Origin of the sequence: Achromobacter pestifer (genome assembly GCF_902859625.1) — a bacterium.
Lineage (GTDB): Bacteria > Pseudomonadota > Gammaproteobacteria > Burkholderiales > Burkholderiaceae_B > Achromobacter > Achromobacter pestifer.
In genome coordinates, this window is sequence record NZ_CADIJX010000003.1 from 378,786 (window position 1) to 402,433 (window position 23,648).

Consider the following 23,648-nt stretch of genomic DNA (forward strand, 5'->3'; position numbering starts at 1 on the left):
TCCAATTCCTTGCAGGCACATGATGCGCTCTCCCACTCCGTCCGCTTCCCCGTCCCGGCAATCGTTGCCGCTGTTGGTCTTTCTGTCCTTGTCCATGCTGTTGTCCGCACTGGGCACGAGCATCGCCAACGTCGCACTGCCGACCCTGGCGCGAGCGTTCAATGCGCCCTTTCAGACGGTCCAGTGGATCGTGCTGGCGTACCTGCTTGCCATCACCACGTTGATCGTCAGCATGGGACGCCTGGGCGACCTGATGGGCCGTCGTCGTCTGATGCTGATGGGAATCGGCCTGTTCTCGGTGGCATCGGCGCTGTGCGGCGCAACGCCCTGGCTAGGCGGACTGATCGCCGCGCGAGCCATGCAAGGTATGGGCGCTGCCGTCATGATGGCCTTGACGATGGCGTTCGCGAGCGAGGCCGCATCCAAGGGGAAGACGGGCAGCGTCATGGGCCTGCTGGGTACGATGTCGGCCGTTGGCACCGCGCTGGGACCCACGCTGGGTGGTTTGCTGATCACGGGGCTGGGATGGCCGTCCGTCTTCCTGATCAATCTGCCGCTGGGCATGGTGGCGTTCGGATTGGCCTGGCGCTATCTGCCGCGGGACAAGCCGCAGGCTGCCGGAGCGCGGACGCGCTTCGACACCTGGGGATCGTTGCTATTGGCGGCGAGTATTGCCGCCTATGCCTTGGCGATGACCCGGGCGGGCACCCGCATCGACGGGAGGGTTGCGCTGTTGCTGGTCGTGGCGGTGGTGGCGGCGATAGCGTTTGTACGAGCGCAAGCCGCCGCGGCGTCGCCATTGATCCGGCTGGCGTTGTTTCGCCAATCAGTATTGAGCGCCGGCGTGGCGACGAATGCGCTGGTCTCGACCGTCATGATGACGACGCTGGTGGTGGGGCCGTTCTATCTTGCTGGTGCGTTGGGGCTGGATGCGGCGCGAGTAGGCCTGGTCATGTCCTGCGGGCCGGCCATCGCCGCACTGGCGGGCGTGCCGGCCGGCCGGGGCGTGGACCGCTACGGCGCGCAGCGGATGATGCGCGCCGCACTGGTCGTCATGGCGGCGGGAGCAACGATCCTGCCCCTGGTGTCCGTGGAATTCGGGGCGATCGGGTACGTGGCGCCGTTGGGCGTGATCACGGCCGGCTACGCGCTTTTCCAGGCGGCCAACAGCAGTGCCGTGATGACCTGCGCCGGGACGGATCAGCGCGGTGCCGTCTCCGGTGTGTTGAACCTGTCGCGCAACTTGGGATTCATCACGGGAGCGTCGCTGATGGGCGCGGTGTTTGCGGCAACGTCCGGCGGGGGGGATTTGCGGTTTTCGCTGCCCGCCGCGTTGACGGCGGGCCTGCGTTGGACCTACGGATTGGCGGCGGTGCTGCTTCTGGTGGCGTTGGCCATCGCGGCTGCGGGCCAGAAGCGGCAGCGCATCGCGGCATGACAATGCGCCGCTTTCCGTGTGTGGAGATGACCTCTGCTGCTTACTCTGCCTTCAACCCGGCCTGGATAATCAATGGCTGCCATTTCAGGCGTTCGCTGCGGGCAAAGGCGGCCAGTTCGGCGGGCGAGCCGCCGCCTGGTTCGTGGCCGAGATCCAGCAGGCGTTGCTGGACTTCGGGGCGAGCCAGGATCTTCGCGACTTCGACGTTCAGCTTCTGCACGACGGCCGGTGGCGTGCCCTTCGGCGCGTACAGCCCGTTCCAGGCGACGACTTGAAACCCGGGCAAGCCTTGCTCGGACACGGCCTTCACACCGGGCAGCAACGCGGATTCCTTCAATGACGTCACGGCCAAGGCCCGCAGCTTGCCGCCCGTGATGAACGATCGCGCGGCGCTGATGGTGTCGATGCCAATCTGAACCTGTCCGCCCAGCAAATCGGTCGTGGCGGTGGCCGATCCCTTGTACGGAATGCCGCGAATGCTGCCAACGCCTTGTTGCTTGAGCAGTTCGAAGACCAGGCGCGCGGTGGTGCTTGGCATGCCGACATTGACGCTATCGGGTTTCGCCTTCTTGGCATCCTGCAAGTCGGCCAGGCTGGCGTAGGGCGATCCCGGCGTGGTCAGCAGCACCATCGGGAATGAGCTGACCAGCATGATCGGTTCAAAGTCCTTCTCGGGGTCGAAGGTGGTGGACGCATACATGTATTGATTCAGCACGTGCGTGCCGTTGGTGCCCATCAGTAGCGTGTAGCCGTCGGGCGCCGCGCGGGCGGCTTCGGACGCGCCGATATTGCCGCCCGCGCCGGGGCGATTTTCAACGATGAAGGCTTGCCCCAGCGCTTTGGCCAGATACTCGGCCAGATAGCGTCCCGCGACGTCGGTGCCTTGTCCGGCCTGATAGGGCACGATGATTCTGACGGGCTTGTTGGGGTAGCTGTCGGCCGCCGCAACGGGCTGGGCGAACAGGGCGGACGCCGCTAGCGCGGCGAACAGGCGTAATGCTCTCATGGTGGTCTCCTCGATTTTTTTATTGGGTAGCGATCGGTGTTGCTACGGCGTCGAAGGAGGCCAGCGCGGCAAGACACCCTGTTCCCGCAGGGTCGCGATATGAGTGTCGTCGAGGCCGGCCTCCCGGAGGACCTCGTCGGTGTGCTGCGCGTAGGCGGGGGGCAAGCGGCCCAGTCGCATGGGCGCATCGGATAGCCGCGTGGCGGTGCCAATGCCGTGATAGCCGTCGCGGTCAATGCGCATGCCGCGATGCCTGGCGTGCGCAAGCTCCAAGGCTTCCGGCACGGAATTGACGGGCCCCACGGGCACGCCCAGGCGCATCAGGTCCTGGCAGACCGCATCGCGTGTGCGGGTGATCAGCGCTTCCTCGATGGCCACCCGCAGCACATCGCGGTGTTGCAGCCGCAAGCGATTGGTCGAAAAGCGCTCGTCTTGCTGCAACGATGACAGGCCGATGTAGTCGCAGAATTTTCGGAACTGGCGGTCGTTCACGATCCCCAGGAAGATCGCGCCGTCCTGGCAAGCGAAACGGTCATACGGCGCAATGTTGGGGTGTGCGCTGCCCAGCAGTCCGGGCGTGCGTTGCGTGTGCATCCAGTTCGCGGCGTGCGGCACCAACAGGCTGAGCGCGGTATCGAACAGTGTGGCGTCCACGCGCTGCCCCCGGCCGCTACGCGCCCGGTGATATAGCGCCAACAAGATGCCCGACTGCGCCGTGTAGCCCGTCAGGTGATCCACGATGGGAATGCCGATGCGCGTGGGGCCGCTGGCGGCGTCGCCGTTCACGCTCATCAGCCCGCACATCGCCTGCAAGATGGCGTCATAGCCGGGCAGTCCCCCCAACGGGCCGTCTTGGCCAAAGCCCGATATGGCGCAGTAGATCAGCTGCGGAAAACGGGGCTTCAAGTCGGCCTCGTAGTCCAGCCCCCATTTGGCCATCGTGCCGGGGATGAAGTTCTCGACCAGGATGTCGGCGTCTTCCAGCAATCGCAGCAAGACGTCGCGGCCACCCGCAAGCGACAGGTCCAGCGCGACAGCGCGCTTGCCGCGATTGACGGCGGTGAAGTAGGCGGCATCCCCGTCCGCGTTGATGGGCGGGCCGAGCGTGCGGGTCTCGTCGCCGCCGGGGGGCTCGATCTTGATGACGTCGGCGCCTTGATCGGCCAGCATCTGGGTGCAAAGCGGCCCCGCCAGCACCCTGGACAGGTCAATGACCCGAACGCCCTCCAACGCGCCAGGGGGGCGGGCGTCGGGGGCGTGTACCGCATGCTCCAATGAACCAGACATCATCGACCTCGCTTTGGTCATGTCCGGCGTTGCGCGCCGGCGGCCCGGGCGTTACCCGCGGGAGGGCAGTTCAACCACGCCGGAACCCAGCACGGACAGCTCGTCGTCCTGGTTGCGCGCTTCCTGCTCGATCTCCACCAGATGGCGGCCGTCCTCGATGTACTTGCGTGTGACGCGGCCCTTGAAGAACAGCATGTCGCCTTCGGGGTTGTGGCGGCGGATCTTGCAGGTCGACTTGCGAAGGAACCCGGCGTCGCCCATCCAGTTGGTCAGATGGTGCGTCAGCCACGAGTTGCGCTCCGGGCCATAGTCGTAGGCGCCAGGCGCTCCGACTTCCAACGCAAACTCTTCTTCCCAGTGGACCCGTTCGGGCACGTCGGGGATTCCAAAACGATTGGTGATGCCAACGCCGGGATGCGCGTCGATCAGTTGCCACGCCAGCTTGTTGGCGCGGATGTACAGGCCACCCCAGCCTTGCGCGAAGGCAATGAAGCCCGTCACCGTCATCGGACCCTTGAACATCACGGGCAGCTCTTCGCCTTCCTTCACGTCTTCCCAGTAGCGAGGCGTGGCGCCGCGCACTTCCTCCTGCGCATACAGCTTGTAGGCTTCCTTGATTTCCTCGGGGCTATAGCGTCGGGGTTCGCGGGCGCGCACTTCCTTGTACTTGCTGCCTTGTTCACGCGCATGGTCGCGTTCGGTGCGGAAGCACCAACTATCGGCTTCGGCAACTTTATCGCCGTCCTGGTTGAAGAAATCGACGTGATAGATCTGCTGGACCGCGCGGCCTGCGAACCGGGTCTGGTGTTCGATCAGGTTCTTCAGATGCGCTTCGGTCGAAATGACGTCATTGCGCTTGACGGTCTTGTGCCAGGTCCAGTCGGCGCCCGACCACATGGCGTGCACGCCGGGCAGTCCGCCCACATAGCCCGACACGATACGGCTGGTTGAAAACAGGAAGCTGGGCAACGCGATGATGCCGCCGTGCTGGGTCTTGGCCGCGTACTCGGGGTCGGACCACAAGGGGTTGTCGTCGCCGATGCCGTGGGCGTAGTGGCGGATGTTGTCACGGGTGGCCTCGTAGCACCACGGCTCAGCCGTGGCGCCGATCTTGACGCCGATCCGTTCGCGCAGGTCGTCCAGGCCGCGCTCGGTGATTTTCGGGAAGCTTCTTTCATTCTGGGTCTTGGTCAGCATGATGTCTCCTGCGTGGGGTTAGGCGTGCGCGGCAGGCGCGGTATTGACGGGAGTCGCGGCAAGCTCTTGCTCGCGCAACTTTCTACGATGAATCTTTCCAGCGGGTGTCTTGGGCAGTTCGGATACGAACACCACCTGGCGCGGATACTCGTGCTGGGCCAACTGGCTGCGCACCGTGTTCTGGATCTCTTCGATGAAGGTGTCATCGCCTGCGCGTGCCGACACCACGAAGGCCTTGACGACCTGCCCGCGCAAGGCATCAGGTACGCCGATGGCGGCGGCCTCGGTAACGTCGCGGTGCTTCAGGATGGCGTCTTCGATCTCAACGGCGCTCATCGTCCAGCCGGCCGAGATGATGACGTCATCAGCGCGGCCGCCGTGCCAGAAATAGCCGTCCTCATCGATGCGTCCCAGGTCTTTGGTGGCGACCCAGCCATCGCGGCGCCACAACTTCAGTTCGCCCGTGACGCCGGACGGGCACGGAGCGCCGTTGGCATCCTGTACTTCCACGCGCACCCCCGGTACGGGCTTGCCCAGCGAGCCGGGCTTGACCGTGAAGTCGGGTGCGCCAGGGTAGTTCACCAGGCAGACCCCGATTTCCGTGGTGCCATACATGCTGCAAACCGGTCGTCCGAAGGTGGCTTCCACAAAGGCCGACGTTTCGCTGTCGATGGGTTCGCCGGTGAAAGAGACTTTTTCCAGGTGGTAGCGATATTGGCCAGCCACGCCCGAGTTGCGCATCATCCGGTAATGCGTGGCGGCGGCCGAGATGTTGTTGAAGCCGTGGTCCTGTAGCGCTTGCAGCAGGCGTTCGGCGTTGAACTTGCCGGCGTAGGCGCCGATGGTCACGCCCAGCGCCAGCGGGGCCAGCGTGCCGTGCCACAGGCCATGCCCCCAGGCGGGCGACGAGGGGCACATGAAGCGGTCACCAGGGCGCACGCCGGTGCCGTACAGCGCGGCCAGCATCAGCGTGACCAACGCCCGGTGCGTGTGCTTGACCGCGTCCGGTAGTTCGCGGGTGGTGCCCGAGGTGTATTGGAAGATGGCCAGGTCGTCGGCCTGCGTCCGACATGTGTATTGGGCAGGGAAGGCGGAAAGCCCGGCGATGAAATCCTCGTCCGCAATTACCACGCGCATGTCTTCCCGGGCGCCCGCCAGCGGGGCTTTTTCGGCATTGGTCACCAGCATGCGTGGCGTGCAGTCCTGCACGCGCAGCCGAATGCCATCCGGGCCGAACAGCGTGAAGAGCGGCACCGCGATCACCCCAGCCTTCATCGCGCCGAACATCGCCACGTAGAACGCCAGGGACGGTTCCAGCATCACCGCGACCCGGTCGCCGGCCTGGATGCCCTGGTCGGCCAGGTAGTGCGCGAAGCGCGACGAGGCTTCGGAAATCTGCCGGAAGCCATAGGACTCATCGCCGCCCGCCGCCCGGACCAGGATGACTGCGGGCTGGTCTTGGCCGACATGACGATCAATGCATTCATGGGCGATGTTCATCTGCTTGCGGTCGCCGTCGAACAGCTCCCAAAGCTTGTCCGGCGTGCAGAGCGCCTGGGCGTCCGCGTAGGAAATGGCCTGCGTCAGTGTCGTCATGTCGTCGCGCCTGTTGAAGTCCGCAATCTGTTGAAGCGAGTTTGCGCGCCGCTTTTTAAATTGTCAATTACGTCTATCAATTGTATATAGACAATTATAAGGATGCCCGGCGTGACGGGCGAGCCAAGCGGCAAGGTATGCTTGCCGCAATAAAACGGAGAGTCAGATGAGTCAGTCCAGTCCCCAGGAATCCAGCGCGCCCGTGGGGCCGCGCGTTCGGCCGGTGCCGGCCGTCACCCGGTCGATCGCCATCCTGCGATTGCTGGGGCGCGGCGGAGAGCCGATGACCTTGAAGACGATCTCGCAGGAACTGGACATGGTGACCAGCACCTGCCTGCACATCCTTCGCGTCTTGGTGGAAGAGGGGCTGGTGAAGGTCGACGCCGGTACCAAGCGCTATAGCCTGGGCGTTGGCATGCTGACGCTGGCCCGCAGCGTGATCGAAAGCAGCCCCTTCCCGACGCTGGTGCAGCCGGTGCTGGACAAGTTGTCCAGCGCGGCCAACGTCACGGCGATTGGCGTGGAGGTGGCGGGCGGCGACCACATGGTGGTGTTGGCCCTGTCACGCTCGACGGCGCCGTTCCGTTTGCACGTGGATGTGGGTAGCCGCTTCCCCGCGCTGATCAGCGCGACTGGCCGGCTCGTGGCCGCGTTCGCGGATCTGTCGGACAAGGAATTGGAACGCCGCTTCAAGGCGTTGCGATGGGATCAGGCACCCGAATTCGCGTCGTGGAAGGCCGATGTGGATGCTGTTCGCCGCGAGGGCTACAGCCTGGATCGGAACAACTACATCAACGGTGTGGTCGTGATCGCGGTGCCGGTGTTGGACCGGCACAATCGCATGACGCATTCTTTGGTTGTGGCGGGTCTTGCGGAACAGCTTGATGACGCCAAGGCCATCGCGCTGGCCAAGGATTTGCAGACCGAAGCGCATACGCTGTCGCAACTGTTGGCCGCCCGGAGCTGACCATCATGACCATGACACCAACCAGCGGAACATTGACTGCCGACGGTTGGCGTCAGAAGTCCTTGCCTGGCTTCGCGGGCCTGATAGGCCCGTTGTGGGTGCGCAAGGAAACGGAGGGATGGGCGTACGGAATACTGGCGACGGCCAGCCACTTGAATCCCGCAGACGTCGTCCATGGTGGATTGCTGACGGCGCTGTTGGATCACGGTTTAAGCGCCATCGCGTGGGAAGCGCTGGAGCGCCGTGCGTGCGTGACGGTGCAGTTGGACACGCATTTCCTGATGGCGGCACGCGCGGGTCAGTTCCTGGAAGTGCGTGGCCGCGTGGTCCGGGCGACTTCCAGTCTGGTGTTCATGCAAGGTGAGTTGACCGTCGCCGGAAACATAGTGGCGACGGCATCAGCCTTGTTGAAGTCGCTGGGGAAGGCAGCCTGACAGCCTATTCCCGCGCGCCACTCAAACCATCGATTGCCCCGATTGCTTTGCTGCGCGAACATCCTTCCACAGCGTCACGCACAAGAGCGTCAGAATGGCGGCGGATATCACCGGCCAGATCAGAAAATAGGCAGTTAGCCACATATCAAGCTCCTTGGATCAAGTGAGAGGGTTCAGGCCTTGGCCGGTTGAGCGGCGCCATGGCGGGGCGAAGCGTCCGTCACCTCATCCTGCTCGTGGTGAAACGACGTGACGCGATCGGCCAGCAGACGAAAGTCGAAGCGTTCGCGGTTGCGCAGGCTCAAGCCCACGCACACGGTGGCGCTGACGCCATAAGCGGTCAACGATCCCATCAGGACGATGTAGTCGCGCAGGTTGCCGACGAAGGCGGGCAGCATGACGGCGGTGCCGATGACACCGACCACAATGGCCACCGTGCGGCCCAGGAATCCGAAAGCCATCAGGCCCAGCACGACACCGCCGCCGATCGCCGAGCAGATCTCGAAGAACACCGCGATGGCGCCTTCCATGGGCAGCAGTTCAAAGCGCACGATCGTGAACATGGCGACGGCGGCCAGCACCGAGCACACGAATGCCCTGTTGTTGACGCGATCCCAGTAGAAGCTAGCGATCACAGGAAAGACGATGGCGCCCCATAGCGCGCCCACGAACACCAGCATGACCAGGATGTCCAGGCGCAGGCTGGCGAAGATCACGCCGATCATCGTGGCGATGATCATGGTGGCGCGGCCCCACCACAGCATGCGTTGCGGATTCGGACGGCCGCGCGCGATGTTCTTCGCATATACATCGGTCATCACAATGGCGGACAGCGCCGCCAGATCGGAGTCAGCCGTGGACGATAGCGAGCCCACGACCAACAGGAAGAACAGCGCGATGCCAAATGGCGGCAGGTAGGTCGAGGCCATCTGCGGAATGATGTTGTTCAAGTCACCATTGGCCGGCTCCAGTCCAACGAACAGTGCCAACAGGCCCAGCATGCCCAGGCCGATCACGACAGCGCCGTAGCCCACGGTAGCGGTCAGGAAGGTGGGTTTGATCAGGTCTTCGCGCACCGCGAACAGGCGCTGCGCAATGGTCTGGTTGCCGATGGCGTAGGCCAGCACCGCGACGAAGTAGGGCGCACCTTGTTCCAGGATCGCCTTGGTGGAATAGAAGTCGGCCTGGTCGGCGTTCAAGCGCCACATGTTGGCTTGCAACAGGTCTGGGCCGCCTGCGTTGAAGAAGATCAGCGGGATGATGACGACCGCCGCGATGATCATGGCCGCCAGCTGCGCGAAGTCGGTCATGACCGACGTGCGAAAGCCCGACCACAGCGTGTACGACAGCACGCCCAATCCAGCGATGAGCACGCCCTGGATGAATGTGAGCGGGCTGAGAATGGACACCAGTGCGCCCGCCGCCGTGAAGTTCACCATCAGGCTGATGCAGCTGCCGATGATGTTGGACACCGCCATGATCATCTGGCTGGACGTGCCGTGACGGGCGTGGATGACTTCCGCCAGCGTGTGGGCCTTGGGCGCCAGTTTCCTGAAGCGTTTGCCGAAGGGGTAGATGAAGAGAATCATCAAGGCGCCCCAGAATCCGTAATGCAGCGGCCCCGATAGTCCGTATTTGTAGCCGGACGTGGCGCTGGCATAGAACGAGGCGGCCCAGATCCAGGTGGCGATCATGCTGGCGGTCGACAGGCCGAAGCCGACCGCGTTGTTCGACACCATGAAGCCGTCGACATTCTCATTCTTTTCGCCGATGAACAGCGACATGAGGAACGTCGCGCCGTAGAAGCCGGCAAGCAACAATATGGCGGTCGTCGCCGATAACTGGAAGAACGCTGTCTCTTGCATCTTTTGGGTCCTTACTCCTCGACAGCCAGGTCGCGGCCTGATGGCCGTGGCTGCGTGAGCGCCGTTTCCGCGGAGTGCGATGGGTGGCTAGCTTTCCCACGGCCAGGGCGAAACACCAAGAGATCACGGGCGCATGAATTGCGCGCGCGATCGCATGCCCGCGCGATCAGGCAGGGGATGGCGGCCTGGATCGAACAGACAACATTCACACCGTATCGGTGCTTAGCCGCCGAATGAGGCCGGGCGTCGTGGACGGATGAGTCAATGACGCAAGACGCGGCTCAGTACAGCGAGCAAAGGTTCTGCTGGGTAAGCAGTTTTTGTTCCGCAGCCAAAAGGCGGCTGGGTGGTGGTGTTTCGGCGCTGGCGCCGGGCCGCTGTGCGCGGCCGTGTGACGGGTACCCTCGATGGCAAAGCATCGGACGGGTCCGGTGAAGAGTTACATCATCTGTTAAGTATAGGGGCAGTCGACGGCGAGGTCTAGCGTCTGGCCGAAAAAACTGCCAAAAAAATGTAAATCACGAGCCTTTGCTCAACGATGTAAATGTAAAAAAACCCCTGCAAAAAGGGGTTTTCAAGGAGAAAATCGTTTCGATGCGGGACTAGAAGCCCGCGCGTGGCACATGCACGCGACCTTCCATCAGCACGCGCGCGCTGCGGCTCATGATGGCCTTGGTGACCTTCCATTCTCCGTCCACCAATTGCGCTTGCGCGCCCACGCGCAGCGTGCCAGACGGATGACCGAAGCACACGTTGTCGCGTTCGGTGCCGCCCGCCGCCAGATTCACCAGCGTGCCCGGCACCGCAGCGGCCGTCGCGATGGCGACGGATGCTGTTCCCATCATGGCGTGATGCAGCTTGCCCATCGACAGCGCGCGCACCAGTACATCGATATCGCCTTCGCCGATGTGCTTGCCCGCGGACGATTCGTAGGCCTTGGGCGGTGCGACAAAGGCGACCTTGGGCGTGTGCTGGCGGCCGGCAGCGTCTTCGATCTTTTCAATCAGGCCCATGCGCAGCGCGCCATGCGCCCGGATGGTCTCAAAGCGCGCCAGGGCGGCAGCGTCGCTGTTGATGTCATCTTGCAGTTCCGTGCCCTGGTAGCCCAGCGCCTCGGCGTTCAGGAAGATCGTCGGAATGCCCGAGTTGATCATCGTGGCCTTGAACGTGCCCACGCCGGGGACTTCCAGATCGTCCACCAGATTGCCCGTGGGGAACATCGAACCGCCGTCGCCGTCTTCGGCCGGGTCCATGAACTCCAGTTGCAATTCGGCGGCGGGAAAGGTCACGCCATCCAGTTCAAAATCTCCGGTCTCCTGCACCGCGCCATCGGTCATTGGCACGTGGGCGATGATGGTCTTCTTGATGTTGGCTTGCCAGATGCGCACCACGGCAATGCCGTTGGCGGGTACGCGGGCGGGGTCGATCAGGCCGTTGGTGATGGCGAAGGGGCCGACGGCGGCAGACAGGTTGCCGCAGTTGCCGCTCCAGTCCACAAAGGGCTGATCGATGGACACCTGGCCAAACAGATAATCGACGTCATGATCTGGCTGCGTGCTCTTGCCGACGATCACGGTCTTGCTGGTGCTGGACGTGGCAGCGCCCATGCCGTCGATCTGCTTGCCGTAGGGATCGGGACTGCCAATCACGCGCATCAGCAGCGCGTCGCGCGCGGCGCCTGGCGCGCGGGCGGATTCGGGCAGATCGTCCAGTTTGAAGAACACACCTTTGCTGGTGCCGCCGCGCATGTAGGTGGCGGCAATCCTGGTCTGGGGAGCATGGGCCATGGGTCAGTCCTGATGTCTCGGTATAAGGGGCGGGCGCCGGTGGCGTCCGCCTGTCGGGTTGTGCCGGTTGAGTCGTGATTTAGCTGGCTTGCTTGGCGCCAGTGGCGGATTCGGCTTCCAGGAAGTCTTGCGCAAAGCGTTGCAGCACGCCGCCGGCTTCGTAGATCGACACTTCTTCGGCCGTGTCCAGGCGGCAAGTCACCGGCACTTGAACGGTCTCGCCGTTGCGGCGGTGGATCACCAGCGTCAGGTCGGCGCGCGGCTTGCGTTCGCCCGTGACGTCATAGCTTTCGGTGCCGTCCAACGCGAGCGTCTTGCGGTTCACGCCGGGCTTGAATTCCAGCGGCAAGACGCCCATGCCGATCAGGTTGGTGCGATGGATGCGCTCGAAGCCTTCGGCCACGATGGCTTCCACGCCAGCCAGCCGCACGCCCTTGGCAGCCCAGTCACGCGACGAACCCTGGCCGTAGTCGGCGCCTGCCACGATGATCAGCGGCTGCTTGCGGTCCATGTAGGTTTCGATGGCTTCCCACATGCGCATGACCTGGCCTTCCGGTTCCACGCGCGCCAGCGAGCCTTGCGTCACGGTGCCGTCTTCGTTCGTCACCATTTCGTTGAAGAGCTTGGGGTTGGCGAAGGTGGCGCGCTGCGCGGTCAGGTGGTCGCCGCGGTGCGTGGCGTAAGAGTTGAAGTCTTCTTCCGGCAGGCCCATCTTGTCCAGGTACTCGCCCGCCGCGCTGTCCAGAAGGATGGCGTTGGACGGCGACAAGTGGTCGGTCGTGATGTTGTCGCCCAGCACTGCCAGCGGCAGCATGCCGCGCAGCGTGCGCTCGCCTGCCAGCGCGCCTTCCCAGTACGGCGGACGACGGATGTAGGTGCTTTGCGGGCGCCAGTCGTACAACGGGCTGACGGCGGCCTTGCGGTCGTTCTGAATGCCGAACATCGGCGCGTAGACTTTGCGGAACTGCTCCGGCTTGACCGCGGACTTGACCATGGCGTCGATCTCTTCGTCGCTGGGCCAGATGTCCTTCAAACGGATCTCGCGGCCATCGGCGCCCGTGCCCAGCACATCGCGTTCGATGTCGAAGCGGATGGTGCCGGCAATGGCGTAGGCCACGACCAGCGGCGGCGAGGCCAGGAAGGCCTGCTTGGCATAGGGATGGATGCGGCCGTCGAAGTTGCGGTTGCCGGACAGCACGGCGGTGGCGTAGAGGTCGCGGTCGATGATCTCTTGCTGGATCACCGGGTCCAGCGCGCCCGACATGCCATTGCATGTGGTACAGGCAAAGGCCACCACGCCGAAGCCCAGTTTTTCAAGATCTTCCGTCAGGCCGGCTTCGTCCAGGTACAACTGCACGGCCTTGGAGCCAGGGGCCAGTGAGCTCTTCACCCAGGGCTTGCGGTTCAAGCCGGCGCGGTTCGCGTTGCGCGCCAGCAGGCCCGCTGCGATCACGTTGCGCGGATTGCTGGTGTTGGTGCAACTGGTGATGGCGGCGATGATGACGGCGCCGTCCGGCATCAGGCCAGGCTCGTTTTCCACCACGCCAGCAATGCCGCGTTCGGCCAGATCTGCCACCGGCAGGCGGCGATGCGGGTTGGACGGGCCAGCCAGCGTGCGCACCACGGTGGACAGGTCAAAGCGCAGCACGCGCTCGTATTCCGCAGTCTTCAGGCTGTCGGACCACAGGCCGGCCGTCTTGGCGTAGGTTTCCACCAGTGCGATCTGTTCGTCTTCGCGGCCGGTCAGGCGCAGGTAGTCGATCGTCTGTTGGTCGATCGAGAACATCGCGGCCGTGGCGCCGTACTCGGGTGCCATGTTGGAAATGGTGGCGCGGTCGCCCAGCGTCAGGCTGGCGGCGCCTTCGCCGTAGAACTCCAGATAGGCGCCGACCACCTTTTCGCGGCGCAGGAATTCGGTCAGCGTCAGCACCACATCGGTAGCGGTGATGCCCGGTTGCGCGCGGCCGGTCAGTTCCACGCCGATGATGTCCGGCAGGCGCATCCAGGATGCACGGCCCAGCATGACGTTTTCGGCTTCCAGGCCGCCCACGCCGATTGCGATGACGCCCAGTGCATCCACGTGCGGCGTGTGGCTGTCGGTGCCCACCAGCGTGTCGGGGAAGGCCACGCCGTCTTGCGTGTAGATCACCGGCGACATCCGCTCCAGATTGATCTGGTGCATGATGCCGTTGCCCGGCGGCACGACTTCGATATTGCGAAAGGCCTGCTTGGTCCAGTCGATGAAGTGGAAGCGGTCTTCGTTGCGACGATCTTCCACGGCGCGGTTCTTGGCGAAGGCGTCGGGATCGTTGCCGTCGAATTCCACGGCCAGCGAGTGATCCACGATCAGTTGCACGGGCACCACCGGATTCACCTTGGCCGGGTCGCCGCCTTTTTCGGCGATGGCGTCACGCAGGCCCGCCAGGTCGACCAGCGCGGTCTGGCCCAGGATGTCATGACAGACCACGCGCGCGGGGAACCACGGAAAGTCCAGGTCGCGGCGGCGTTCGATCAGCTGCTTCAAGGCGTCGGTCAGCATCGCCGGGTCGCAGCGGCGCACCAGGTTTTCCGCCAGCACGCGGGACGTGTAGGGCAGGCCGGCATAGGCGCCAGGCGCAATGGCCTCGACCGCAGCGCGGGCGTCGAAATAGTCCAGCCGGGTGCCGGGCAGGGTCTTGCGATACGAGTGATTCATCATGCCTCCGTGCGCCGCAGGTTGCTCTGGGCGATCTGTTGTTCGATGTTGATACGGGATACGCGGATGTGGCGGCGCATCAGGATTTCGGCCAGCTCGCCATCGCGGTCGGCGATGGCGTCAAGAATGCGGTGGTGTTCGGCATAGGCCTGCCGGGGGCGGTTGGGCGTTGTCGAATACTGGATGCGGTACATGCGCGCCAGCTGGTAGAGCTCGTCGCACAGCATGCGGAACAGCATCTGGTTGCCACTGCCCTTGACGATGCGATAGTGGAAATCGTAGTCGCCTTCCTGCTGGTAGTAGCCCAGGCCGGCTTGAAAGGCGGCGTCGCGCTCGTGTGCTTCCAGCACGCCGCGCAGCTCTGCGATTTCGGACGGCGGCATGCGTTCGGCGGCCAGGCGGCAGGCCATGCCTTCCAGCGATTCGCGGATTTCGTAGAGCTCGGACAGTTCTTGCTGGGATAGCGACACGACGCGCGCGCCGGCGTGCGGCACGCGCACCAGCAGCTTCTGGCCTTCCAGCCGATGCAGGGCTTCGCGTAGCGGCCCCCGGCTGACGCCATGCTGCCGTGCCAGTTCTGGTTCGGAAATCTTGCTGCCCGGGGCGATCTCGCCCTTGACGATGGCGGACTGGATCTTCTTGAAAATGTGATCCGACAGCGTTTCGCCATCGCCGGGCGGGGCGGCCGGCATCGCCAGCACCTTGCTCATAGTGTCAACAATCCTTCCGTTTTTAGCGGAAATATTTGAATTAAAGCGTCCCGAGACGCTGGATTGTCAACAATTTACCTTGAGCAAGGCTCCGGCGCAAGCAGCCCGAAGGCCGCCTGCGAGAGGGGTGCGCGGGCGCGCTACCGCTTGTGATGGACCGCCTGCACCCCGTAGACCTGCACGGGCAACCCCACTTGCCGCGCCTTCAATTGCAGGGACAGATACTGGGAATAATGGCGGGACTGATGCAGGTTGCCACCGTGGAACCACAGCCCCTCCTGCTGGGTAGGCTTCCACATGTTGCGCTGTTCGCCCTCCCAGGGGCCGGGGTCTTTGGTGGTATCCGAACCCAAGCCCCAGCACTTGCCTACCTTGTCGGCTACTTCCGGACTGATCAGGTCGGCGGCCCAGCCGTTCATCGAGCCATAGCCGGTGGCGTAGACCACCAGATCCGCCGGCAGGGTGACGCCATTCTTCAGCACGACGGCCTCGCGCGCCAGATGGCTGACGTCCGTGCCAGATTGCAGCTTGATGCTGCCGTCGATGATCAGGTCGCAGGCGCCCACGTCGATGTAGTAGCCCGAGCCGCGCCGCAGGTATTTCATGAAGAGGCCAGAGCCGTCATCGCCCCAGTCCAGCATGAAACCTGCTTTTTCCAGCTTGCCGTAGAACTCGGCGTCGCGCTCGCGCATCTGTTCATACAGCGGGATCTGGAACTGCGCCATGATCTTGTAGGGCAGCGACGCAAAGGTCAGGTCCGCCTTGCGCGTCGTCATGCCGTTGGCCAGCGCCTGTTCGGAATACAGGCCGCCCAGACCAATGTCCATCAGCGTGTCCGACCGCACGATATGGGTGGACGAACGCTGCACCATGGTGACGTTGGCGCCGCCTTCCCATAGCGCCGCGCAGATATCGTGGGCGGAATTGTTGGCGCCGATCACCACGACGTTCTTGCCGCGATACGCATCGGGGCCGGGGTGTTGAGACGAATGTTGCTGTTCGCCCCGGAATTCGTCCTGACCCGGAAAGCGCGGGATGTTCGGCTTGCCCGACATGCCGGTGGCCAGCACCAGTTGCTTGGGCCGCAGCACCACGGGCTTGCCGTCGCGCTGCACCGTGACTTCCCATTCCTGCTTTTTCTCGTCATAGCGGGCGGACTCGCAGACGCTGGAGGTCCAGTAATTCAGCTCCATCACCTTGGTGTACATCTCAAGCCAGTCGCCGACCTTGTCCTTGGGCGCGAAGACGGGCCAGTTCTCGGGAAACGGGATATAGGGCAGGTGGTCATACCAGACCGGGTCATGCAGGCACAGGGACTTATAGCGTTTCCTCCAGCTATCGCCGGCGCGCTCGTTCTTTTCGATGATGATGGTGGGCACGTCCAGTTGGCGCAGCCGCGCGCCCAGGGCGATGCCGCCTTGGCCGCCGCCGACGATCAGCACATATGGCTGCGTGGTGTAGCCCAGTTCCGCCGCTTCCCGCTCACGCTTTTCCTGCCACGTCAGGCGTTCGCGGCTGCTGCCGTGTTCCGCGCCCTTGGGACGGCGCGTGCCGCTGGGTTCCTCATGGCCCTTGAGCTCGGACATGGTGGTGAGCAAAGTCCAGATCTTGCCGTGCTTGACGCGGATATGGCCATAGCCGCGCGCCAGATTGGTGTCGATGTGCAGCCAGGCCTGCAACAGGCCGCCTTCGTCGGACACGGCTTCGCGGTCGTCGCGGGTGAAGCGCACCGGTTCCACCTGCGACAACTGCTGCGTCAGCATGTCGCGGATCTGATCGCGTCCTTCCAGCGTGCGCAGGTTCCAGCTGAACAGCACCAGGTCGCGCCAGTAGCAATCGTCCTGGAACAGCGCGGCAACGGCATCGACGTCCTTGTTACCCAGCGCGGTGTTCAGACGCGCGAGCACGGCATCCAACGCGGCTTCGGCGTGATCGGTCGGCATATCTTGTCTCCTTGCCCTTCAAGGGCAGTCGTTGGCGTGGCGAACCCGATGGCGGATCTCTTATGGACTCCGTCCGGGCCGTTGACTCCCCAGCCTGTCTCGGCGGGTGGCGTCTCCGGTCTATATGCAATTGCCGTGCCACCTTGCGCCAGCGGGCGCAAAGCCGCGCTGTCGCGGGCAAGGCGGCATTGCGCCGCCGGAAGCCGCTGTTGCAGATGCCACACCTGTGGCGGCAGGGTGTGGCGGCCCCTTGAGGTCAGCGCCGCGAGGACAGGCCGTAGCGCCGCATCTGCCGATGGACCGTTGACCGGTCCACGCCCAGGCGCCGGGCGGCCTCGGACACATTGCCGGCGCAGTTGGCCAAGGCCGCGCGCAGCGTGGCCTCTTCCGCGGTGATCGCCCGGCCCATCGGCGCCAGCGTGTCGGGCAGGTCCTGAAGTTCGATCACGCCGTGCTCGCACAAGGCGGCGGCCACCGCGATCACGTTGGCCAGTTCGCGGATATTGCCGGGCCACGTATGGGCCTTCAACGCCAACAATGCCTCGGGCGACAAGACCGGCGCTCCGGATTCGTCCTGATGCCGCGCCAACATGCGGGCGATCAACCAGTCCAGATCCTGCCGGTCACGCAGCGGTGGCACCGTCAAGGTGGCTGCATTGATGCGGTAGTACAGATCCTCGCGAAAATGTCCTTCGCGTACCCGGGCGGCCAGATCCCGGTGGGACGCCGACACCAGGGTCAGGCGTACGGCGCGCGGTGCGTTGGCGCCGATGGGCGTGACTTCCGATTCCGCCAGCACACGCAGCAGACGGCTTTGAAGCGTCAGCGGCATGTCGCCGATCTCGTCCAGGAACAGCGTGCCGCCGTCGGATTCCTCAATCAGGCCCTTGCGGCCCTTGGGCGCCGCGCCGGTATAGGCGCCCGGCAGATACCCGAACAATTCGCTTTCAATGAGCGATTCAGGGATCGCCGCGCAGTTCACGGCAACGAAGCGGCCCGGACGCCGGCTGTCTTCATGAATGGCGCGCGCCAGGTATTCCTTGCCCACGCCGGTTTCCCCTTGCAGCAAGATGGGCAGGCCTTGGCGCGCTAGTTTGGCGGCGCGCGTCTGCAATGCCGCCATTCTTGCGTCGCCGCCGTCCAGGCCGCGCAAGGCGGATGGCGAGGCGCGAACCGCGATCGTGGCACTGCGGGCATGCCGATTGGGTTCGATGGCGTGCGCGAACAACGCATTGCCGTCGCGCGCGACGATCAGGCGGTCTTGCGGCGCACGGCCGCGCGTGAATTGGGGCAGGTCATCCAGCTGCACCTCGAAGAAGCGCGTGACGGATTGGCCGATCAGGCTGGCGGGGTTGCGCCAGTCCAGCCCGGCCGCGCGCGCCAGCAGCTTGGCGCCGGAATGCGTCATGCCCAGGATGCGCCCGCTGCCATCCAGCGAAATGGCCGCTTCCGGGTCCACATCCAGGAACTCGGGCGAACGGGCAAAGCGCAACACCCATTCATTGCGCGTGCGCGCCATCAGATTGGCCAGTTCGATGCGGCGCGTGGTGCTGTTGACCAGATGCAGCGCCAGGTTCTGGCTGGCTTTCAAGCTGGGCGAACTGAGCAGTGAAATATCCAGCACGGCGGCTAGTTCGCCGTCTGCGTTGTAGATGGGGGCGGCCGTGCAGGACAGCGGCGTGTGCGTGTTGTCGAAATGGTCAGTCTGATGGATGGTCAGCGCTTCGCCCGTTTCCAGGCAGGCGCCCACCGCGCAGGTGCCTGCGCGTGGCTCTGACCACTCCGACCCCAGATACAGGCCGGCCTTGCGCAGCTTGTCAGTCTGTAACGGGTCGCCCAGGAATTCCACGGTGACGCCCTGGCGGTCGGCCAGCAGCAGCACATAGTTCTGGCCGGCGACTTGCCGAAACAGGTGATCCAGGCCGGTGCGGGCAATGCTGATCAGCGCTTCGGATTGCTGGCGATGTTCTCGCAGCCGCCCGTCCGGCACGATATAGGCCTCGCACGCCTGGGCCGGGTCCAGTTGGTACTGATCCAGGCAGCGCAGCCAACTGCGCACGACGTGTGCGTCGCGTTGCGTGGGGCGACCCTGGCCGACTTGTTCGATCTCGCGGATATGGGCGGAATGCAGGGATTCCTGACTAGGCATGTCGTCTCCATGTTGCGCCCGATCTACGCCGGATCAGCAAGGCAGCATGCCCAGAGACGGACCCGCTTGTAAATGGTGGTTATCCAGCGGTCTCGCTGTCTATCGACCGCAGCGCTTTGGGAATCCGATAACGGTTGCCGTCAAAGCGCAGCGTGTGGCGCGTCTTGCCCTGGCTGACGGTTTTTTCTTCGCAACCGCCTTGCTGCACCGCAGCGCGACTGGATGAGTGTGAGTCGGCGGCGACCAAGTCGCGGTAGCCCTTGGTTTGCGCCGTGCCTATCGACAGGCTCACCGCGCGTTCCGTGAATTTTCCCGCGCAACTGGTGTCCCACTGGCCGGACGAGTGGTTGACGATCAGGCCGTCGAGTACCAGGCGCAATTCGTTGTCTTCCACGGTGAAGAGCCGCAAACTGGTTTCGTCCATGGGGTTGGCGCGCGAGGCGCCTTCGCGTTCGATGCGGATACCAAACGCACGGCGGTCGGCCGTGAGGTCATAACGCGCCGTATCGAACGACAGGCTGGCAATGCGCAAGGCATCGTCCGACATCAGGTCAACCAGCGTGCGGCGCTGCCGCGCTTGCAGCGTCTGGCGGTCCAGCACAAGCACTTCCAGATCGCCTTCGTGGCCGTTTTCGGGGTCGGGCGTGTCTTGCATCAACGGCACCGCCACCAGCAGCAAGTCTGGGTTGGCCGGCCAGGCCTTGCAGGCCACCGCGAAGGGCGCGCCGACGTCCGCGTCAGACAGCGTCACGATGGCGTGGGCTTGCTTCAAGCGAATGCGGCCTTCGCGGTCGGGCTTGTCCTGGTTTTGATATACGGTTCGCACGATGTCGGCCGCCTCGGGGCAAGGGCCGCTTGCGGCGTGCGCCACGCCACCCGTCAACAGGGCGGACAAGGTCAGGGCGCCGGTCAAGAAGGATAGGGGGCGGGGCATCGTAGGCGGGCAGGGATGAAGAAGACCGAATTCTAATCACGCCATCTGCCAGCGTTGCGTCCCTTTCGCTACCGGCCGCTACAGATCGCTACAAGTCCACCCGCACCTTGCCTGCCTTCACCAGCCCGGCCACGTCGCGGATTTCGGACAGCAACGCCTGTTGCAACTGCTGGGGCGTGCCGCCGGTCGGCTGGAACCCCTGTTCGGCCAGCTTGGCGTGGACGGCGTCGGTTTGCAGCGCGCGGTTGATGCCCTGATTCAGCGCAGCAATCGTGGCTTCGGGCGTGCCCGCCGCGCAGTAGGTGCCGAATTGAATCTGCGCATCGAAGCCGGCGTAACCGCTTTCCGCGATGGTGGGAATGTCGGGGTATTTCGCCAGGCGCTCGCGGCTGGTCACGGCCAGCACGCGCAACCGGCCACTTTTCAAATAAGGTTCGACGGCGGCAACCGTGGCCACCACCAGTTGAATCTGCCCACCCAAGAGGTCAGTCATCATGGGGCCTGTGCCGCGATACGGCACATGCAGCATGTCGATGCCGCAGGCGGCTTGCAACAGTTCGGTGGCCAGGTGTTGCGGCGTGGCGTTGCCCGGTGATCCGAACGTCAGCCCCTTGGGTTCCCGTTTGGCCTGGGCCACCAGTTCCGCCAGTGTCTTGGCGGGCAGATCGCTGTTGACGGCCACCATATAGGGCGAGCGCGCGATCGGGCAGACGGGCGCCAACTGCTTGAGCACGTCTTCAGGCGGGCGGGCGTAATAGCGTACCGATGGCACCAGCCCGGCAAATAGCAGCACGCTGCCATCCTTGGCGCCATTGGCGGTGTAGTCTGCTCCCAGCATGCCGCTGGCGCCGGGCTTGTTTTCAACGATGACGGAGCGGTCAAGCGCGCCTTCCAGCGTGGCGGCGATGACGCGGCCCAGCACGTCGGTGCCTCCACCGGGCGGAAAGGGGACGATGACGCGCAGCGGCGCTTCGCGCGCCACGGCCATGCGGCTCAACGTCAGAGCCATGGGCGCCATCGAGCCGATGGCCAACTGCTTCAATAGGGTTCTGCGATTCATGTTGTTTGTCTCCGTCTCCACACCTTGGGGCCTGGCCGATCGTCTCTGTCAGGCGGACGATTCGGCGTCTTGCGGCAGTAAAAAGCCTTGCAGCGCCAAGGCCACGATGGCGGGATCCTCCACCGGCAGCATATGCCGCTGGCCAGGCACCACCTGCGCGCGGGCATTGGGTAGCGCTTGCGCCAGGTCGCGGGTCATGCGCGGGGTGGACCCCACGTCCTCGCTGCCAGTCATCGCCAGCGTCGGCCGTTCGATCGCGGGCGCGGCTTGCGCAAGAATCGTGTCGCCTTCCGCGAACAGTCGGTAGGCGGCCAGGAAGTTGGCGCGGTCGTTGTTGATCAGCCGTTGTCCGATGCTTGCGACGCGCTCGGGGCGCGCGGCCTGGAATTCCGGGGTAAACCAGCGTTCCAGCGAGATCGCCGCAGCGGCCTGCGGGTCCTGAGTGGCGGCAGCCGCCAATCGCGCCGTCACCGCGCGGACTTCGTCAGGCGTGCGCTGGAACACGGTGCTTAACAGGATCAGCCGCGAGACCCGGCTTGGCCGGGCGGCTGCATAGGCGCCTGCCACCAGCCCGCCCATGGAATATCCCAGCAGGTTCGCTTGGGGCCAGCCGGCCAGATCCAGTTCCGCATCCAGCTGCGCAATGAAATCCCGGATCCCCGCCCGGCCTTCGATAGCGGGGGCCGCGCCGTGACCCAGCAGGTCGTAGCGCAGCACGTCGAAATGCGGTTCCAGCAACGGCGCCAGGTCGTTCCATAGCGTGTGATCCAGCCCGACGCCGTGCAGCAGCACCAGCGGTTCGCCGCGGCCGGAACGCTGACGTTGGATGCTCATTTCGGTTGCGCCTCTTGCGCCAGTTCCTGCAAGTCGGAGTAGCGGTTTCCGATGCGGTGATGCGGGCGGCCCGACGTGGCTGCACCCAGTGCGACTACGATTTCATCCGGCGCCGGGGCGTCGGCGATGGTGGTCTGCACGGTCAGGTAGTGCGACCGCAGGCCTTCGTCCAGTTTGTGCATCAACGGCACCGTGATCACGCAGCCAGGGCCGCCGCGCATGTTGGTGAAGCTCAGGTAGCTGGTTCCGCCCACCGCGTTGCGGTACGCATTGCCAAAGCGCAGCGTATGGATCAGCGCCGACGCATGCTCGACTTCGCCAGCGGTGCCCACCACGGCGGCCTTGCCGTAGGCCTCGATCTGGTCGGCGCCGCCTGCCTGGCGCAGGATTTCTTCCACCAGCAGTTCGCCCAGAGGCGGTGCATTTTCAAGAATCTGCGGCCGCAGATCTTCCTGGAAGGGCAGCCCTGCCCATGGATTGCGGATGACAGCGGCCGCGACGATCATGATCAGCGGGCGCTCGGCCGCCTTGCCGCCTTCAATGTGGGTCTTCTCTACGTAACTGACGATTTTGCGTACTTGCAAAGCCATGCCATTGCTCCAATGCCTGCGTGATGAACGATGCATGCATTGTTGAATTGCGGGTTGAATTTTGACAATCCAAATTAACGTAAGTTAATTTCGGAAAATCTGAATTCAATCCGCCTCCGCCATGCCATCGCCCCTGAAGATCCAGCACCTGCGCCAGTTTCTACTGGCTGCCGACCACGGTAGTTTTCGCTTGGCGGCCGAGGGTACCCATCGATCGCAGGCGGCGGTGTCGGCCGCCATGCAGGATCTTGAACAGCAACTGGGCGCACCCTTGTTCGAGGCAGGCAAGCGGGCGCAATTGACGCCACTGGGCCAGGCGGTGGCGCCGTTGTTTCGCGAACTGCTGTCCACGCACGACCGCGTGCTGGATGCCGCACGCCAGTTGGGCATGGGCAATACCGGGCCAGTGTCGTTGGCGGTAATGCCATCGCTGGCGGATGAGTGGCTGCCGCGGCTGCTGGCGCGCTATGCGCGCAGCCATCCCGACATCCGCATTCGGGCCGTGGACGAGTCGTCGCAGGACGTGCACCGGCTGGTGTTGAACGGTGAAGTGCAGGTTGGCGTGGCTGGGCAGGTGCCGCGTACCGCCGAGGTGGCGTTCACGCCGGTCGCGCGCGATGCGTTCGGATTGGTCTGCCGCAAGAGCCATCCGCTGGCACGGCGTCGCGGCCCGGTGCCCTGGTCCGCCCTGGAAGCCGAACGACTGATTGGCAACGCCACTTTCGACACGCTGAGGAATCAGCAGTTGGGGCGCGTCATCGATGACCCGGCAATGGTGGTGTCCAACCGCGCCTCGCTGTTGGCAAGTGTGGTGAGCGGCCTGGGCGTGACCGTGCTGCCGGTGTTGGCTCGCCCCGCCGTCAGCACCGGCTTGGCATTCGTGCCGCTGGCCGAGCCCACGGTGGAGCGCATCGTGGGCGTTCTGACCCGCAAAGAAGAAACACTGTTGCCGTCGGTAGCAGCCATGCACGCGCTGGCGCTGCAATCGCTGGCCCAATTCACGCGACGCAAGGGTGCGGTGCTGGTGTAGGTCGGGCGCGATCCGCAGGGCTGCTTGAGCGGTAAGGGTTCCCACCCCCCTTCGGCGTCCGTGAAGCCCAGCTTAAGCATTCCTTGATTGGCAGCCCCTCGGCGCTGCGTCAGAGTGCGCAACAGA

General features: G+C 64.3%; 19 protein-coding genes. 4 read left to right on the top strand and 15 right to left on the bottom strand.

What is annotated here, in order from left to right:
- Positions 1 to 19 precede the first annotated feature (19 nt).
- Positions 20 to 1,438, top strand: coding sequence for an MFS transporter (locus HV753_RS13385; protein ID WP_343056502.1), 1,419 nt, complete (start codon positions 20 to 22; stop codon positions 1,436 to 1,438).
- A 40-nt stretch (positions 1,439 to 1,478) separates the two neighbouring features.
- Here the strand turns inward: HV753_RS13385 and HV753_RS13390 are convergent, their stop codons facing one another.
- From HV753_RS13390 to HV753_RS13405, 4 genes are read right to left on the bottom strand one after another with little or no spacing between them, the layout of a single operon-like run.
- Entirely contained in the window at positions 1,479 to 2,444 is a 966-nt protein-coding gene (locus HV753_RS13390) for a Bug family tripartite tricarboxylate transporter substrate binding protein (RefSeq protein WP_175174975.1), read from the bottom strand.
- Positions 2,445 to 2,486: 42 nt separating this feature from the next.
- Complete coding sequence (locus tag HV753_RS13395; protein WP_175174976.1) at positions 2,487 to 3,734, bottom strand: CaiB/BaiF CoA transferase family protein; 1,248 nt, start codon at positions 3,732 to 3,734, stop codon at positions 2,487 to 2,489.
- 48 nt (positions 3,735 to 3,782) lie between these two features.
- Positions 3,783 to 4,928 (bottom strand): FAS1-like dehydratase domain-containing protein, encoded by a 1,146-nt coding sequence (locus tag HV753_RS13400; RefSeq protein WP_175174977.1) that lies wholly within the window; start codon positions 4,926 to 4,928, stop codon positions 3,783 to 3,785.
- 18 nt (positions 4,929 to 4,946) lie between these two features.
- Complete coding sequence (locus HV753_RS13405) at positions 4,947 to 6,524, bottom strand: acetate--CoA ligase (RefSeq protein ID WP_175174978.1); 1,578 nt, start codon at positions 6,522 to 6,524, stop codon at positions 4,947 to 4,949.
- Positions 6,525 to 6,690: 166 nt separating this feature from the next.
- Between HV753_RS13405 and HV753_RS13410 the strand changes: the two genes are divergently transcribed.
- Both HV753_RS13410 and HV753_RS13415 read left to right on the top strand, forming a co-directional pair.
- Complete coding sequence (locus tag HV753_RS13410; protein ID WP_175174979.1) at positions 6,691 to 7,491, top strand: IclR family transcriptional regulator; 801 nt, start codon at positions 6,691 to 6,693, stop codon at positions 7,489 to 7,491.
- 5 nt (positions 7,492 to 7,496) lie between these two features.
- Positions 7,497 to 7,925, top strand: a complete 429-nt coding sequence (locus HV753_RS13415; RefSeq protein ID WP_246288266.1) for a PaaI family thioesterase — start codon at positions 7,497 to 7,499, stop codon at positions 7,923 to 7,925.
- 21 nt (positions 7,926 to 7,946) lie between these two features.
- Here the strand turns inward: HV753_RS13415 and HV753_RS31145 are convergent, their stop codons facing one another.
- From HV753_RS31145 to HV753_RS13465, 11 genes are all read right to left on the bottom strand, one after another.
- Positions 7,947 to 8,069, bottom strand: coding sequence for a putative transporter small subunit (locus HV753_RS31145; protein WP_217481471.1), 123 nt, complete (start codon positions 8,067 to 8,069; stop codon positions 7,947 to 7,949).
- Between the two features lie 29 nt (positions 8,070 to 8,098).
- Positions 8,099 to 9,790, bottom strand: coding sequence for a sodium:solute symporter family protein (locus tag HV753_RS13420; RefSeq protein WP_175174980.1), 1,692 nt, complete (start codon positions 9,788 to 9,790; stop codon positions 8,099 to 8,101).
- A 602-nt stretch (positions 9,791 to 10,392) separates the two neighbouring features.
- A complete protein-coding gene (gene prpF, locus HV753_RS13425) occupies positions 10,393 to 11,577 on the bottom strand; it encodes a 2-methylaconitate cis-trans isomerase PrpF (protein ID WP_175174981.1) in 1,185 nt (394 codons plus the stop codon).
- 79 nt (positions 11,578 to 11,656) lie between these two features.
- Complete coding sequence (gene acnD / locus HV753_RS13430; protein WP_175175442.1) at positions 11,657 to 14,272, bottom strand: Fe/S-dependent 2-methylisocitrate dehydratase AcnD; 2,616 nt, start codon at positions 14,270 to 14,272, stop codon at positions 11,657 to 11,659.
- On the bottom strand, positions 14,272 to 14,982 hold the full coding sequence (locus tag HV753_RS13435; RefSeq protein WP_175174982.1) for a GntR family transcriptional regulator: 711 nt from the start codon (positions 14,980 to 14,982) through the stop codon (positions 14,272 to 14,274). Before HV753_RS13435 ends, acnD begins: the two co-directional genes overlap by 1 nt.
- Before the next feature lie 140 nt (positions 14,983 to 15,122).
- Positions 15,123 to 16,925: an NAD(P)/FAD-dependent oxidoreductase gene (locus HV753_RS13440; RefSeq protein WP_175174983.1), complete on the bottom strand. Its 1,803-nt coding sequence runs from the start codon at positions 16,923 to 16,925 to the stop codon at positions 15,123 to 15,125.
- A gap of 256 nt (positions 16,926 to 17,181) precedes the next feature.
- The gene (locus HV753_RS13445; RefSeq protein WP_175174984.1) at positions 17,182 to 19,074 is read right to left on the bottom strand and encodes a sigma-54-dependent Fis family transcriptional regulator; all 1,893 of its coding nucleotides are present in this window, start codon (positions 19,072 to 19,074) and stop codon (positions 17,182 to 17,184) included.
- Between the two features lie 79 nt (positions 19,075 to 19,153).
- Positions 19,154 to 20,008: a PA3715 family protein gene (locus HV753_RS13450; RefSeq protein WP_175174985.1), complete on the bottom strand. Its 855-nt coding sequence runs from the start codon at positions 20,006 to 20,008 to the stop codon at positions 19,154 to 19,156.
- A gap of 88 nt (positions 20,009 to 20,096) precedes the next feature.
- Entirely contained in the window at positions 20,097 to 21,068 is a 972-nt protein-coding gene (locus HV753_RS13455; RefSeq protein WP_175174986.1) for a Bug family tripartite tricarboxylate transporter substrate binding protein, read from the bottom strand.
- 48 nt (positions 21,069 to 21,116) lie between these two features.
- Positions 21,117 to 21,902: an alpha/beta fold hydrolase gene (locus HV753_RS13460; RefSeq protein ID WP_175174987.1), complete on the bottom strand. Its 786-nt coding sequence runs from the start codon at positions 21,900 to 21,902 to the stop codon at positions 21,117 to 21,119.
- Complete coding sequence (locus HV753_RS13465; protein ID WP_175174988.1) at positions 21,899 to 22,492, bottom strand: amino acid synthesis family protein; 594 nt, start codon at positions 22,490 to 22,492, stop codon at positions 21,899 to 21,901. The genes HV753_RS13460 and HV753_RS13465 overlap by 4 nt, the downstream gene beginning before the upstream one ends.
- Positions 22,493 to 22,613: 121 nt before the next feature.
- On the opposite strand from HV753_RS13465, the gene HV753_RS13470 reads away from it, so the two are divergent.
- Positions 22,614 to 23,522, top strand: a complete 909-nt coding sequence (locus HV753_RS13470; RefSeq protein ID WP_175174989.1) for a LysR family transcriptional regulator — start codon at positions 22,614 to 22,616, stop codon at positions 23,520 to 23,522.
- Positions 23,523 to 23,648 lie beyond the last annotated feature (126 nt).